Origin of the sequence: Zobellella denitrificans, from assembly GCF_002237365.1 — a bacterium.
Lineage (GTDB): Bacteria > Pseudomonadota > Gammaproteobacteria > Enterobacterales > Aeromonadaceae > Oceanimonas > Oceanimonas denitrificans.
Genome location: NZ_NMUO01000097.1, coordinates 1 through 15,028, shown reverse-complemented (window position 1 = coordinate 15,028; position 15,028 = coordinate 1). Strand labels below are relative to the sequence as shown.

General features: G+C 67.6%; 12 protein-coding genes, 1 pseudogene and 1 riboswitch. Of the genes and pseudogenes, 1 reads left to right on the top strand and 12 read right to left on the bottom strand.

What is annotated here, in order from left to right:
• From CGX12_RS16350 to CGX12_RS16315, 8 genes are all read right to left on the bottom strand, one after another.
• Window positions 1-582, bottom strand: a 582-nt coding sequence (locus tag CGX12_RS16350) for a hypothetical protein (RefSeq protein WP_094040915.1), incomplete at its 3' end; no start/stop codon positions are given.
• Window positions 583-707: 125 nt separating this feature from the next.
• Window positions 708-794, bottom strand: a riboswitch (cyclic di-GMP riboswitch).
• Window positions 795-948: 154 nt separating this feature from the next.
• On the bottom strand, window positions 949-2,994 hold the full coding sequence (flhA, locus tag CGX12_RS16345) for a flagellar biosynthesis protein FlhA (RefSeq protein ID WP_269769037.1): 2,046 nt from the start codon (window positions 2,992-2,994) through the stop codon (window positions 949-951).
• A 38-nt stretch (window positions 2,995-3,032) separates the two neighbouring features.
• Window positions 3,033-4,166 (bottom strand): flagellar biosynthesis protein FlhB, encoded by a 1,134-nt coding sequence (gene flhB / locus CGX12_RS16340; RefSeq protein WP_094040913.1) that lies wholly within the window; start codon window positions 4,164-4,166, stop codon window positions 3,033-3,035.
• 3 nt (window positions 4,167-4,169) lie between these two features.
• The gene (fliR, locus tag CGX12_RS16335; protein WP_094040912.1) at window positions 4,170-4,949 is read right to left on the bottom strand and encodes a flagellar biosynthetic protein FliR; all 780 of its coding nucleotides are present in this window, start codon (window positions 4,947-4,949) and stop codon (window positions 4,170-4,172) included.
• Entirely contained in the window at window positions 4,946-5,215 is a 270-nt protein-coding gene (locus tag CGX12_RS16330; RefSeq protein ID WP_094040911.1) for a flagellar biosynthetic protein FliQ, read from the bottom strand. Before CGX12_RS16330 ends, fliR begins: the two co-directional genes overlap by 4 nt.
• Window positions 5,216-5,947, bottom strand: coding sequence for a flagellar type III secretion system pore protein FliP (gene fliP / locus CGX12_RS16325; protein ID WP_094040910.1), 732 nt, complete (start codon window positions 5,945-5,947; stop codon window positions 5,216-5,218).
• Window positions 5,937-6,299: a flagellar motor switch protein FliN gene (fliN, locus tag CGX12_RS16320; RefSeq protein ID WP_094040909.1), complete on the bottom strand. Its 363-nt coding sequence runs from the start codon at window positions 6,297-6,299 to the stop codon at window positions 5,937-5,939. Before fliN ends, fliP begins: the two co-directional genes overlap by 11 nt.
• Window positions 6,300-6,311: 12 nt before the next feature.
• Window positions 6,312-7,202: a FliM/FliN family flagellar motor switch protein gene (locus CGX12_RS16315; protein ID WP_094040908.1), complete on the bottom strand. Its 891-nt coding sequence runs from the start codon at window positions 7,200-7,202 to the stop codon at window positions 6,312-6,314.
• 278 nt (window positions 7,203-7,480) lie between these two features.
• Between CGX12_RS16315 and chrA the strand changes: the two are divergent.
• Window positions 7,481-8,610: pseudogene (gene chrA / locus CGX12_RS16310) on the top strand (chromate efflux transporter).
• Window positions 8,611-8,619: 9 nt separating this feature from the next.
• Here the strand turns inward: chrA and CGX12_RS16305 are convergent.
• From CGX12_RS16305 to CGX12_RS16290, 4 genes are all read right to left on the bottom strand, one after another.
• The gene (locus CGX12_RS16305) at window positions 8,620-11,088 is read right to left on the bottom strand and encodes a heavy metal translocating P-type ATPase (RefSeq protein WP_094040907.1); all 2,469 of its coding nucleotides are present in this window, start codon (window positions 11,086-11,088) and stop codon (window positions 8,620-8,622) included.
• A 90-nt stretch (window positions 11,089-11,178) separates the two neighbouring features.
• Entirely contained in the window at window positions 11,179-12,693 is a 1,515-nt protein-coding gene (locus tag CGX12_RS16300) for a proton-conducting transporter transmembrane domain-containing protein (RefSeq protein ID WP_094040906.1), read from the bottom strand.
• The gene (locus tag CGX12_RS16295; protein ID WP_094040905.1) at window positions 12,690-14,186 is read right to left on the bottom strand and encodes a complex I subunit 5 family protein; all 1,497 of its coding nucleotides are present in this window, start codon (window positions 14,184-14,186) and stop codon (window positions 12,690-12,692) included. Before CGX12_RS16295 ends, CGX12_RS16300 begins: the two co-directional genes overlap by 4 nt.
• Window positions 14,183-15,028, bottom strand: an 846-nt coding sequence (locus tag CGX12_RS16290; RefSeq protein ID WP_303396183.1) for a complex I subunit 5 family protein, incomplete at its 5' end; no start/stop codon positions are given. The genes CGX12_RS16295 and CGX12_RS16290, both read right to left, overlap by 4 nt.

Sequence of the window (15,028 nt, the reverse complement as noted above, 5' to 3'; positions counted from 1 at the left end):
GGCCGGGGCCGAGAGTCCTTGCCGCTGGCCGGCGCTCAGGCCGCGCACACCGGCGTGGAAATGAAGGGTCAGGCCGTTGCCGTCGCGGCCGGGTTCGGCCGCGGCCTCGCCCCGGCACAGGCGGAACTGGCTGTAGGCCTGCTGGAAATGGACGCTGGGCATCACGAAACGGCGCCGGCTGCCCGGCTCGCGGATCTCCAGCCAGCGGCCGTTGGCCATGGCGCCGAGCACCCCGGGGATGCCCTGGTGGTAATGCAGTTGCTGCCGCTGCCATTGGCCGGACGCGACCGGCTCGGCATCGCCCTGCTGCCAGGGCGCGGGGATCAGGGCCAGCTCGGCGCCACCGCCCTGAATGCCGGCCTGCTGCCACTCGAGTTCGAAGCGTACGCCACGGCCTGGCTCGGCAACGAACCGGGCCAAGGCCACCCTGTCTATCTGGTGTTCCATCACACAACGGGAGGCATTGCCAGAGGCACGCCAAGCGGCCCTGTCCATGGCGGTTGCGTATTCCTGCGCCATGAGGGAGCCGCTCAACAAAACACCCAGGCCAAACATGCCCTGCAGTTTTGTAAGCTTGTTCATATTCCGTCTTTTGAGAGTGTGTACCGGCACTTCCCGCCGGTCAGGCCACTGGCCAGTTTTTTATTGTGTACGGCTGAGAAAGGTAATACAGGCGGGCCCCTGAGGGCCTGGAGGGAAATCCCTGCCTTGGCAACCCCGCTATCCTAGGATTCACATCCCTTAGACCGGAGGCTTTGCGTCCTGACCTTTCGGCCAGTTTGCCCTTGTCATCAGCAATCGATTTAGTGCGACAATAGTTGACTAAAAAAAACGACGTAATTCAACAACAAAAGTGTGTTTTTTCCGTTGATGTGGGACTGGCATCGCATCCTGCTCAAGATACCGCCAGTCCTCCTACCAGACAGCCTTGCCTAAATCCGGCGCGGCTCAGCCCAGGGTGCCGACCACGTCGATCTGGATATGCTCGGGCACCTCGTTGTAGGACAGCACCTTCAGGCTCCTGGCGAAAACGGCGCCGTAGCGCGCCAGCAAGGGCCTGAGCTGGGGCATGACCAGCAACACCGGCGGCACGCCCTGGGCCTGCAGGGCTTCCCCCACCGCGGGCATTTTCTGCTGCAGCTGCGACAGCAGGGCCGGCTCGACCGGGAAGCTGTCGATGCTGGCCTTGGCGTTTTGCTGCTGGGCCTGGTTGAGGGCCTGCAGCAGGGTCTGCTCCAGCCCGTCCGCCAGGGTGAAGGCGGTGAGTACGCCGCGTTCCCCCATGATCTGGCGCACTATCACCCGCTTCAGGGCACAGCGCACGTCCGCCGCCAGCAACACCGGATCCTTGGTGATCTCGGCTCCCTCGACCAGGGCGGTGGCGATGGTGTTGATATCCGCCAGGCTCACCTGCTCCTTCAGCAGGTAGCGGTAGACCTTGAGCAGCAGGATGGGCGGCAGCGCCTCGGCCAGGGTGTCGGCCAGCCTGGGCGACTGCTGCTGCAGCCGCTCCCCCAGTTTGACCACGTCGTCCAGCACCAGCAGCTCGGACAGGTGCTCCCGCATCAGCTTGCTGAGGTGGGTGGCCACCACGGTCGCGGCATCCACCACCGCATAGCCCAGGTTGAGCGCCTTGGGCTTGCTGGCCGCGTCTATCCATACCGCCGGCATGCCGTAGGCCGGCTCGTGGGTGAGTTCACCGTCGATCTCGCCGTAGATCTGGCCCTTGTTGATGGCCAGCATCCGCTCGCCGTCGGCGCTGCCGCTCGCCATCACCACGCCGCCGAGCTTGATGCGGTATTCCTGGGGCGCCAGTTGCAGGTTGTCGCGCACCCGCACCTCGGGCAGCAGGAAGCCGGCCTGCTCCGACAGGGTCTTGCGCACCCCGCGGATCCGTCCCAGCAAGGGCGCGCCCTGCTGCTCGTCCACCAGGCCGACCAGGCGGTAGCCCAGCTCCAGGGTCAGCAGGTCCACCCGGGGCAGATCCTGCCAGGCCAGGGCCTGGACCGACTCCTGCTCCTGGGAGAGCAGGGCCTCGGCCTGCTCCAGGGGCGTGCTCTCGGGCCCCTGCCGTTGCAGCTGCCAGGCCACATAGCCCAGCACGGCGGCGAACAGCAGGAACACCAGGGTCGGCATGCCGGGCACCAGGCCGAGGATCAGCATGACGGCGGCGGCGGTGTACACCACCCGCGGCGACGCCAGCAGCTGCTGGCCCACCTGGCTCGACATCTCGGCCTCGTCGTTGACCCGGGTGACGATGATGGCGGCGGCGGTGGCCAGCAGCAGCGAGGGGATCTGGGCCACCAGGCCGTCACCGATGGTGAGCAGGGCGAAGCGCTGGAAGGCCTCGCCGGCGCCGAGCTCGTGCTGGAACATGCCGATCAGGAAGCCGCCCAGCAGGTTGATGAACAGGATCAGCAGGCCGGCGATGGCGTCGCCGCGCACGAACTTGGAGGCGCCGTCCATGGAGCCGTAGAAGTCGGCCTCCCGCGCCACTTCCTGCCGGCGCTGCTTGGCCTGGTGCTGATCCAGGGCGCCGGCGTTGAGATCCGCGTCGATCGCCATCTGCTTGCCGGGCAGGGCGTCCAGGGTGAAACGGGCCGCCACCTCGGAGATGCGCTCGCCGCCCTTGGTGATCACCACGAAGTTGATGATCATCAGGATCACGAACACCACCATGCCCACCACATAGTTGCCGCCGATCACCACCTCGCCGAAGGCCTGGATCACCTTGCCCGCCGCGTCCCCGCCCTCGTGGCCGGTGAGCAGCACCACCCGGGTCGAGGCCACGTTCAGGGTCAGCCGCATCAGGGTGGCCACCAGCAGCACGGTGGGGAACACCGAGAAGTCCAGCGGCCGGCGGGCCGAGACCGCCACCAGCAGCACCAGGATCGCCAGCACTATGTTGAAGGTAAAGAGGGCGTCCAGCAGCCAGGGCGGCAACGGCAGTATCACCATGGCCAGCACCGCTATCAGCAGCAGGGGAACTCCCATATAAGGATGGCTAAGGCCTCTCCAGTTCACGCTTCACCTCATTGTCGTCGGTATTGTTGCGGTATCTTGAATTCGGGCAGCCGGCCGGGGGCCTTGCCCCGCCCCTCCCGCCAGGCCCGCAGTTGCAGCACATAGGTCAGCACATAGGCCACGGCGCTGTAGAGGCCGGCGGGCACCTGCTGATCCACCCGGGTGGAATAGTACAGGGCCCGGGTCAGGGCCGGGACACTGATCACCTCCTTCTGGTGCAGCCGGGCCAACTCCCGGATCCGCGCCGCCAGCTCGTCGCTGCCCTTGGCGATCACGAAGGGCGCCTCGGCCCGCTTGGGATCGTATTTCAGGGCCACGGCGTAATGGGTGGGGTTGACCACCACCACGTCCGCCTCGGGCAGCCGCCGATCGATGCGGCCCCGGGCCATCTGGAACTGGATCTGGCGGATGCGCTGCTTGACCTCGGGCCGGCCCTCGGTGTTCTTCTGCTCGTCCTTTACCTCCTGCCGGGTCATCTTCAGCTTTTTGGTGGTGGACCACTTCTGGAAGGGCACGTCGATGAGCGCGATCACCGCCAGCGCCAGGCACAGCAGCAGCACCGCCAGCACCAGCAGCGCCAGGCCCTGGCCGAAACCGGTGTAGAGCGGCTGACGCCCGAGGAACAGCAGCCGCTCCCAGTTGTAGTAGAGGGTGGCGCCCAGGGTGGCACCCAGCAGGCCGACCTTGAGCACCGCCTTGAACAGCTCGACCAGGGCATGGCTGGAGAACATCCGCTTCAGGCCGGCCAGGGGGTTGAGCCGCTCCAGCTTGGGCTTGACGCTGCCCCAGGCCAGCAGCAGGCCGCCCGGCACCAGGCCGGAGAGCACCAGCAGCACCGATATGGTCAGGAAGAAGGGCAGCAGGGCCCGGAGGCTTTCCATCAGCGCCTGGTACAGGTAGGCCAGCATCAGTTCCGGCTCGCGGCTGGCCTCGGCGGGCAGCTCCATGGCCAGGACGAAGAGCCGCTTGAAAAAGTCCCCCAGGGCCGCGGCCTGCCACCACAGCAGCAGGCCGCCCAGCAGCAGCAACACCACCGTATTCAGATCCTTGGAGCGGGCCACCTGGCCCTCGCGCCGCGCCTTGCGCCGCTTCTGCTCCGTGGGCTGCTCCGTCTTGTCCTGGGCCGACTGCTGCTCCGCCATGCCTCAGCGACTCCAGTGGCGCATCAGGTCGAACACCTCCTGGCTGAACTCCAGGTAGCGCTGAGGGATGTTGGCCAGCATCAGCAGCAGGGACGCCAGCCCCAGCATCATGCTCATGGGAAAGCCCAGGGCGAAGATGTTGAGGGACGGCGCGCTGCGGTTCATCACCCCGAAGGTGATGTTGACCAGCAGCATGGCGATCACCGCCGGCAGCGCCAGGATCAGGGCGGCGCCGAACATCCAGCCGAACAGCCGGCTCAGCAGTTCCAGATCCAGGCGATAGAGGCTGTGGCCGGCGGGCCAGGTACGGAAGCTCTCCACTATGATGTCCAGCGCCAGCAGGTGGCCGTTCCAGGCCAGGAACAGCAGGGCCGCGAACAGCCACAGCAACTGGCCCAGCAGGGGCGCCGAGCCGCCGTTGACCGGATCGTTCATCACCGCCATGGCCAGGCCCATCTGCATCGACAGTATCTGGCCGGCCATGGTCACCAGGGTGAACAGCATCTGCAGCATCAGCGCCAGCAGCACCCCGAACAGTATCTGCTCCAGGGTCAGGACGGCGGCGCCGAAGGAAAAGGGATCCACGGCCGGCCCGGGGGGCAGCAGCGGAAACAGCAGCAGGCTGACCAGGAAGGCGAACAGCAGCCGCACCTGGGGACTCAGGTGGCCATCGCCAAACAGGGGCAGCACCCAGAAAAAGGCGGCCAGCCGGCAGAAGGGCCACCAGCCCTTGCCCAGCCAGGCCATCAGCTCCGGCGTGGTCAGGCTGACCAGGGGGCTCATCCAATGGTCCCCGGTATCATCAGGAACAGCTGATCGAACAGCTCCATCACCTGGCGCAACAGCCAGTGGCCGGCGAACACCAGCATCAGGAGGGTGATCAGCAGCCGGGGAAAGAAGCTGAGGGTCTGCTCCTGGATCTGGGTGGCCGACTGGATGATGCTGACCACCAGGCCCACCACCATGCCCGGTATGATCAGCACGCTGACCATGGCGATGATGGTCAGCACCGCCTGGCCGATAAGATCGACGGTCTGCTCCGGTGTCACCTAGCCTCCAAAGCTGCGCGCCAGGGTGCCGACCGTCATCGACCAGCCGTCCACCAGCACGAACAGCATCAGCTTGAAGGGCAGCGAGATCACCAGGGGCGACAGCATCATCATGCCCATGGCCATCAGCACGCTGGCCACCACCAGATCGATCACCAGGAAAGGAATAAACAGCATAAAGCCTATCTGGAAGGCGGTCTTCAGCTCGCTCAGCACGAAGGCCGGGATCAGCACGTCGAAAGGCACCTGCCGGGGTTCGAGACTCACATCCTCTTCGGCGATGCGCAGTATCTGCTCCAGATCCGTTTCCCGGGTCTGGGCCAGCATGAACTGTTGCAGCGGCGCCTTGGCCGTCACCAGCGCCTGCTCGAAGCCGATGGCGCCCTGATCGTAGGGCACGAAGGCGTTGTGGTAGATGTCCTGCCACACCGGTCGCATGATCAGCAGGGTCAGGGCCAGGTCGATGCCGATCAGCACCCGGTTGGGCGGGCTCTGCTGCAGGCCGAGCGCCTGCCGCAACACCGCCAGCACCACTATGATGCGGGTGAAGCTGGTCAGCATCAGCAGAAAGGCCGGCAGCAGCCCCAGGGCCGTCATCAGCAGCAGTATCTGGAGCTTGATGCTGTACTCGGCCTCGCCGTCCGGACCCATCACCGACAACAGGGGAATGTCGGCCAGGGCCGCCGCCGGCAGCAGCAGGGCCGCCAGCCCCCAATACACCTTAAGCTTCATCTTGCCGGTCTTTTGCCGCCTGCTGGTGGAGGATGCGGGTCAGGCGCACGCCGTAACGGCCGTTGGCCACCACCACCTCGCCCTGGGCCAGCAGGGTGCCGTTGACCCGCACGTCCAGGGGCTCGCCGGCCAGCTTGTTCAGCTCGATCACCGCCCCTTCGCCGGCTTTCATCAGCTCGCCCAGGCTGATCTCGGCACTGGCGACCTCCAGCGACACCTTCACCGGCAGTTGCTGGAAATAGCCCAGATCCCGGCTGCCCGACTCCTTGACCTCGGGCTCGGCCACGTCCTGGAACAGGCTGTCCAGGCCATCGCCCAGCAGCAGGCCCTCATCCATTTGTTTTTCCATCATCAACCTCGATGTTCAATCAATAAATCCGTGGCTGGCAAACACCAGCATGCCCTGCTGCTCGGCCACCCGGCCCTTGAGCAGCGGCTGCTCGCCCACCCGGGCGGTCGCCTCGTGGAACAGGGAGATGGGCAGTATGTCCCCTTCCTTCAGGCCGGCCAGCTCCCCCAGGCTCAGCTCGCACTCGGCCAGGGGGATGCTGAGGCGGGTCTTCAGCTGGGGCAGCATCTCCCTCAGCGCCTCGGCCAGCTCCAGCCGGCGGACCTCGATAAGATCCGGGTTTTCCGCCGGCGCGGCCAGGGCCGGCAGCAGCAGGTACCAGCGCATCTGCCGGCCGTGCAGGGAGAGTTCCACCTCGACCAGGGTGGCCGGTGGCTCGCACTGGGCCAGGGGGAGCATGCGTCCTCCGCTCAGGGTGCCACCCGGTACCAGCTGGGTCAGCAGATCCTGGCCGAACAGGGACAGCAGGCTGAGCCCCAGCCGCCGTTCGGTTTCCGATACCGGGCGCCGGGGCGGCGCCGGCTGGTCCCCCGGCCGGCCGCCGAAGGTCATCTCCGCCAGCTGGTAGAGATAGGCATGCTCCATCACCAGGGCCGGCCCCGGCATCATGGCGCCATCCCGTTCGCCGTCGCCGGCAAAACAAAGCAACACGGCGCCCTGTTCGGCGACGGGCAAGGAGGGGAGGAAACGCAGCGACAGGGACAGCTCGGTGCTGTACAGCATGGCTTCCAGCCTGCCGCGCCAGGCATTCTTCCTGGCCTCCAGGCACAGTTTCACCTGCCGTTGCTGTTGCAGCGCCGGCTCCTGATCGCGGAAAAAATCGTAGCGGGGAAACTGGACGTCCGGCGCCGCCAGATGGACCCTGGCGCCGGCGGTGGATGTATTTTTCGGCGGCCTCTCTCTCACGACAACTTACCTCCGGTGAGACCCTGGGGTCTGCTCTGAAAAAACCTGAACATGCCGACATCGGCGGCAAATGGCCGGGCTTCGGCCGCAATGACCAAATTCCCGCCCCACCGGGGGAGCACGACGGCCCCGCCGGCAACCGGCACGACATGAGTAATAACGGCCGCCAGGCCTCGAAACTTGAATCATTCCGCTGATTTTTTGCCGTTTCCCATCATGGGATTTTCATATGGGGCGGCTATGATAGGCACTCGGATGCGAATTGACGACTTAATTTTATGTTTCAGGTGTTTTGGCAGTTCTTTAAGCTCGGCTGGGTCAGCTTCGGCGGCCCGGCCGCCCATATCGGTTATTTTCAGCGCCATTTCGTGCAACAACTCGGCTGGATCCCGCAGGATCGCTTCGCCTCCACCCTCGCCCTGTGCCAGTTCCTGCCCGGGCCGGCCTCCAGCCAGCTGGGCTTCGCCATCGGCTACCAGCGCGCCGGCCTGGGCGGCGCCGTCGCCGCCTTTATCGGCTTCACCCTGCCCTCCTTCCTGCTGATGCTGGGCCTGGCCCTGGCCGGCCAGGCCTGGGCAAGCCAGCCCGCCGCCCTGGCGGCGATCGCCGGCCTCAAGCTGTTCGCCTTGGTGGTGGTGGCCGACGCCGTGCTGACCATGGCCGGCCAGTTCTGCCGCCAGCGGCTGACCCTGGCGCTGGCGGTGGGCACCGCCGCCCTGCTGTGGCTGATGCCCAGCCTGCTTGCCCAGTTCACCGCCCTGCTGGCGGCGGCCCTGGTCGGCGCCCTGTGGCTCCAAAAAACCGGCGGGGACAGCCACCGCAAAATAGGCCCCAACTGGCCCTTTCTGTTGCTGTTCGCCGGCCTCTTCCTGCAGCCCTGGCTGCTGCATTTGGACGGCACCGCCCGGATCTTCGCCGACTTCTACCAGGCCGGCAGCCTGGTGTTCGGCGGCGGCCATGTGGTGCTGCCGCTGCTGCAGGGGCTGCTGGGCGAGCGGATAAGCAGTGAGGCCTTCCTCACCGGCTACGCCGCCGCCCAGGCCATGCCCGGACCCATGTTCACCCTGGCCACCTTTCTGGGTGCCGAGCTGTGGCCGGCATCACCGGTGCTGGGCGCCCTGGTGGCCACCTTCGGGGTCTTCCTGCCCGGCTTCCTGCTGCTGCTGGCACTGCAACACGGCTGGCAGGCATTGGCGGCCCGGCCGCTGATGGCCGGCGCCGTCATCGGCATCAACGCCGCCGTGGTGGGCTTGCTGCTGGCGGCGCTGTACCAGCCGGTGTTCGTCAGCAGCGTCACCGGCGCCCCGGCCCTGGCCGCCGCCGCCCGGGGCTGCTGGCCCTGCGGGTGTTCAAGTGCCCGCTGCTGGTGCTGATCCCGGCCTTTATGCTGCTGGGCTTCTGGCTGTAGCCGCCCGGCTCACAGCTTCACCCTTTTCAGGCGCAGGGCGTTGCCCACCACGAAGACGCTGGACAGGGCCATGGCGCCCGCCGCCACCATGGGCGACAGCAGCAGGCCCAGCGCCGGGTAGAGGGCACCCGCTGCCAGCGGGATCAGGCTGGCGTTGTAGGCGAAGGCCCAGAACAGGTTCTGGCGGATATTGCGCAGGGTGGCCCGGCTGATGGCCAGGGCATTGGGCACGGCGCGCAGGTCCCCGCCCATCAGCACCACCTCCGCCGCCTCGATGGCGATATCGGTGCCGGTGCCGATGGCGATGCCCACTTCCGCCTCGGCCAGGGCCGGGGCGTCGTTGATGCCGTCTCCCACAAAGGCCACGGCCCCGAAGCGCGCGCGCAATGCCTGCAACGCCGCCACCTTGCCGTCCGGCATCACCTCGGCCACCACCTCGTCGATGCCGAGCTCGGCGGCGATGGCTTCGGCGGTGCGCCTGTTGTCGCCGGTGATCATGGCGACCTTCAATCCCAGCCGGTGCAGGGCGGCGATGGCCTCGGGCGTCCCCTCCTTGATCGGATCCGCCACCGCCATGACCGCCGCCAGGCGACCGTCGACCACCGCGTAGAGCGGGCTCTTGCCGGCCGAGGCCAGGGCGGCGGCGGCCTCGCTCACCTCGTCCAGGCTCAGCCCCAGCTGTGTCAGGTAGCGATCGGCCCCCACCTGCAGCCGCCGGCCGGCAACCATGGCGGACACCCCCAGCCCCGGCAGCGCCTCGAACCCTTGCGGCTCGACCAGGGCCAGGCCCCGCTCTTCGGCCGCCCGGACGATGGCCTCGGCGATGGGGTGCTCGGACTGCCGTTCCACCGCCGCTACCAGGGCCAGCACCTCGGCCTCGTCGAACCCCGGCCGCATCAACAGATCGGTCAGCTCCGGCCGGCCCCGGGTCAGGGTACCGGTCTTGTCCAGGGCGATGACGCTCGCCTCGCGCAGGCTTTGCAGCGCCTGGCCCTTGCGAAACAGTATGCCCATGTCGGCGGCCCGGCCGGTGCCGACCATGATGGAGGTGGGCGTGGCCAGGCCCATGGCGCAGGGGCAGGCGATGATCAGCACCGCCACGCCGTTGACCAGGGCGAAGGTGAGCGCGGGCTCGGGCCCCAGCCACAGCCAGACCAGGAAGGTCAGCACCGCCACCGTCATCACCACCGGCACGAACACGGCGGTAACCCTGTCCACCAGCGCCTGGATCGGCAGCTTGGCGCCCTGGGCCTGCTCCACCATGCGGATGATCTGGGCCAGCAGGGTATCGGCGCCCACCTTGACGGCCTCGAAGCCGAGCGCGCCGTTCTTGTTGACGGTGCCGCCCACCACCTCGTCCCCCGCCTGCTTGGCCACCGGCACCGGCTCGCCGGTGAGCATGGACTCGTCCACGTAGGAGCTGCCCTCGAGCACCCGCCCGTCCACCGGGATCCGTTCCCCCGGGCGCACCTGCACCCTGTCCCCCACCCGCACCTCGGCCAGGGGGACTTCCCGCCATTCCTCCCCGCGCCGCACCCGGGCGGTCTTGACCTGCAGGCTCAGCAGCCGGGCGATGGCCTCGCCGGTGCGCCCCTTGGCCCTCGCCTCCAGGTAGCGGCCGAGCAGGATCAGCGTCACGATCACCGCCGCCGCCTCGTAGTAGACATGGCGGCTGCCCGCCGGCAGCCAGTGGCCGGCGAAGGTGGCCACCACCGAAAACCCCCAGGCGGCCAGGGTGCCCAGGGCCACCAGGGAGTTCATGTCCGGCGCGCCGCGCACCAGGGCAGGCAGCCCCTTCTGCAGAAAGCGCAGGCCGGGGCCGAACAGCACCAGGCTGGTGAGCACGAACTGGACTCCCCAGTTGAGCGGCCGGCCCAGGGTCTGCTCAAGCCAGTGGTGCATGCCGGGCACGAAATGGGCGCCCATCTCCAGCACGAACACCGGCAGGGTCAGCACCGCCGCCAGCCAGAAGGCCCGCTTGAGAACAAGTTGTCCCCGCTCCCGCCGCTGGCTGTCGTCTTCCCGCTCGGCGGACAGGGGAACGGCGTCGTAGCCGGCCCGGCGGATGGCCTCGACCAGGCTGGCCGCGTCCTGGTTGCCGGCCAGTACCTCCACCCGGGCCTGCTCGGCGGCCAGGTTGACGCTGGCCGACAAGACCCCGGGCAGACCGGCGAGCGCCTTCTCTACCCGCCCCACGCAGGAGGCACAGCTCATGCCGATGATGGCAAGCTCCAGTTGCTCGGTACGGCTGTGGTAGCCGGCTTTTTCCAGGGCAGCGACCAGGGTCGCGGGGGCGACCTCCCGGTCCAGGATGAGTTCGGCGCTTTCCGCGGCCAGGTTGACCGAGGCCGACTGCACCCCGGGTGTGGCAAGCAGCGCCTTTTCCACCCGTCGCACGCAGGAAGCGCAGGTCATGCCTGCAATCGGCAACCTGAGGCGATGCTCGTCAAGAAAAGCGGTTTGAGGTAATGCGGTCATGATGGAATTCCTCGGTTTGACATTATGGGCTGACTATCAGGCTTACCATCATGGGAAGGTCAAGCGTAAAGAGGCATTTTTTTCAACGGCTCACTCCCGGCCGTTGTCTGCCCTCGCCGGAGCGGCCCGCGCCGTCCTTCCTGAGCGGATCAACAGCAGCACCAGGGTCAACAGCAACCCCACCATGATAGGCCACAGCAGGCTCCAGGCGTGCCTCAGGCCCGTTTCGCCGAAGGTCATGGGGGGTAGTTCCGCCGTGGCCCGCCAGGGCAGCCACCAGAACAGCACCAGGCTGACCAGGGTCAGGCCGCCCCAGCCCGCCAGCATCCAGGGGGAATGGCGCCCGCTCTTGGTCTCTCCCTGCAGGCACCACAGAAAGCGCATCACCACCAGGGTGGTGGCCAGGGCGCCGGCACTCATCAGCGCCGGCAGCAGGGCCGCCAGCCCGACACCCGGTAAATCCGGCACCAGCACCGACTTCATCGCCAGCTTGGCCACGGCCCCGCTGGTCAGGGGCAGGCCCGCCAGGGACAGCCCCGGCAACGCCACCAGCCCCCACCACAACGCCTGCCCGCCCCGGTGCGCGGGGCGAGCCAGACCGGTGGCAAGAAAGAGGGCGCCCTTGGCCAGGCCGTGGTGCAGGGCATAGAGGCCGATCACCGGTACCATGACCGCCGCCTCGCCCGGGGCCGCCACGGCGGCCCCCACCAGCAAGGTCATCAGCCCCATCTGGCTGATGCTGGAATAGGCCAGTATGGTCTTGGGCTCCCGCTGCATCAACCCCAGCAGGGCGCCGCCGAGGGCGCCGACCGCTCCCGCCAGCACCAGCCCCTGGCCAAGCCACTCCTGGCCGGGCAATCCCAGGGGCAGCAGCAGCACCCAACCCAGCAGCCCGGCCTTGATCATGGCCCCGCTGAGCACGGCGCTGGCGGGAGTCGGTGCCACCGGATGGGCCAGGGGCAGCCAGAAATGCAGCAGCGGCAGGCCGGCCTTGACCCCGAAGCCCAGCAGCAGCAACAGGAAGATGATCCCACCCCCGTCACCGGCCGCCACGGCGGGGGCCAGTTCGGCCAGCATCATGCCGCCCGCCCGCTGGGCCGCCAGCAGCAGCCCGGCCAGCAGCAGCATCTCCCCCAGCAGCGCCATCACCAGGTAGACCTTGCCGGCAAACAGCGCCCTCGAGGTCTGGTCGTGGATCACCAGACCGTAGCCGGCAAAGGTCATCAGCGCGAAGAAGGAGTAGAAACTCGCCAGATCCAGCGACACCATCAGGCCCAGGTTGCCGGTGAGCGTCAGGGCCCACAGCAGGTAAAAGCGGCGGCGGCGTCGCTTCAGGTAGCCCGCCGCGTAGAGCCCGGCCGCCAGCCACAAAGTCGCCGCCGCCAGCAGCAGCAGGCGGCGCAGGTCGTCCAGCCCCCAGAGGGCACCGGTCAGCAGATAGGGCAGGGAAAGCGAAAAGGGCCCCTCGTAGGCCAGGGCCAGCAGCAACCCCGGCAGCGGCATCAGCACCAGTCCCAACCGCCAGGAATAACCGCTCCTGGCCAGGGCGGCCAGCGGCAGCAGGCCCAGGGGCAGCAGCACGGTCAGCAGCAGCAGGGCGGTCATGGCAGGTACTCCCGCAGGGCAATGAGGCGCGCCCAGCTGAGGGGGCTGAAAGGCGCCGCCGCCAGCACCCCGGCCAGCACGGTGAACAGGGCGGTGCACAGGGCCGGCCACAACAGCCAGCCGCTGGTCTCCAGCCGGCCTCGGCCCCGATCCCGGGGCCAGTAGGTGGGTTCGGGACGAAACCATAGCCGGTGCACTATCGGCAGGAAATAGGCGGCATTGAGCAGGCTGCTGGCGATCAGCACCGGCAGCACCCAGGCCATGTCCGCCGCCAGCGCCCCCGAGCCCAGCATCCACTTGGTGATAAAGCCCGCCAGGGGCGGCGCCCCCATCATGCCGAAGGCGCCGATGGTAAAGGCGATGCTGGTGCCTGGCATGCGCCGCCCGGCGCCGTCGAGCTGATCGACACGGGTCACCCCCAGGGTTTCCGCGTAGTTGCCGGCGCAGAAGAACAGGGTCACCTTCATGATGCCCTGGTGCAGCAGGTGGACCAGGCCGCCGACGGTGCCCACGGGGCCGAACAGGGCCACGCCCAGTATGATGTAGGACACCTGGCTGACGGTGGAAAAGGCCAGCCGCCGCTTGAGGTTTTGCTGGAACAGGGCCCGCAGCGAGCCGTACAGCACGGTAAAGGCGGTCAGCCAGGCCAGGGGCTGCAACAGCCCCAGCAACTGGGTGAACTCGATACCGTAGATATCGTAGACCACCCGCACTATGCCGAAGGCGCCGGCCTTGACCACCGCCACCGCGTGCAGCAGGGCGCTGACCGGCGCCGGCGCCACCATGGCCCTGGGCAGCCAGCCGTGGAAGGGAAAGATCGCCGCCTTCACCGCCAGGCCGGCGATCAGCAACGCAAAAATCATCGACAGGGTGCCGTGCAGTGCCGGATCGAGATCGCGCAGCTGGCCGGTGGCGCGGAAATTCAGATCCCCAACCAGGGCGTGCAGCCAGGCGATGCCCAGCATCAGCACCATGCCACCGGACAGGGTGTACACCAGGTAGTTGTTGCCCGCCCGAAGGACCTGGTCGTTGCCCCTGTGCACCACCAGCGGGTAGGTGGACAGGGTCAGCAGCTCGTAAAACAGCAGGAAGGTAAACAGGTTGCCCGCCAGGGCGATGCCCATGGTGCTGGCCACGCACAGACTGAAGAAGCCGAAGAAGCGGCTGCGGTTGGGCGAGTCCTCCAGGTAGCCCACCGCGTAGATGGTGGTGAACAACCAGAGCAGGGCGGACAGGGCGGCAAACATCACCGACAGCCCGTCCGCCTGCAGCACGAAGTTCACTCCCGGCGCCAGGGGGAAACTCAGTCCGTAGTCGGTGCCCCGGAACACCCCCAGGGTCATCACCGCCACCAGTCCCAGCTTGATCACCGCCGCCAGCAGGTTGACCAGGGTGCGGCGGCCGTGGCTCTGCTCCGGCAGCATAAAGATGATCAGCGCCGCCAGCAGCGAGGTCATGATCACCAGTACCGGCATCCAGGTGTTGAGATTCATGGCCCGCCCTCCCCGCTAAAGGGCAGGGCCAGCACCGCCAGCGGCCATTCCGCCGCGAAGCCGAGGCCGATGGCCATCAGCGCCAGCACCATGGGGATCACCTCCAGTCCCCGGGACGGGTGATAGAAGGTATCCTCGCCCCCCTTTTCGAGGAAGGAAGCCCGGAAGATGCGGAACAGGTAGAGCGCCGACAGCAGTCCCCCCGCCACCAGCAGCAGTATCCACCACCACTGGCCGCTCTGGATACTGGCCTGCAGCAACAGCCACTTGGCGACGAAGCCGCCGGAAGGCGGCAGCCCCATCAGGGACACCGCCGCCAGGCCGAAGGAAAACAGCGAAAAGGGCAGAAAGCGGCTCACTCCGGCCAGTGCATCCACCCGGTGGCTGCCCACCGCCAGGATCAGGTTGCCCGCCGCCAGGAACATGGCCGCCTTGGCCAGGGCGTGGCTCAACAGGTGCAGCATGACCCCCTGGCGGGCCAGCTCGGCTGCCTCGCCTCCCTGGCTCAGGGGAAACAACAGAAAGAGGTAGCCTATCTGGGCCACCGACGAATAGGCCACCACCATCTTCAGCCGCGCCTGGCGCAGCGCCAGCCAGCCGCCCACCAAGACCCCGCCGGCGCCCAGGGCCCCCAGCGCCTGAGCCAGCCACCAGCCGTAGGCGCCCTCCCCCAACCCCCACCACAGACGGGCGAAAATATAGAAGGACGCCTTCACCACCAGCGCCGACAGCAGGGCGCTGACCGGCGACCTGGCGATGCCGTGGGCCGGGGGCAGCCAGAAGTGCAGCGGAAACAGGGCGGTTTTAAGCGCCAGGCCGGCGGCGGCGAGCAGGATCACCAG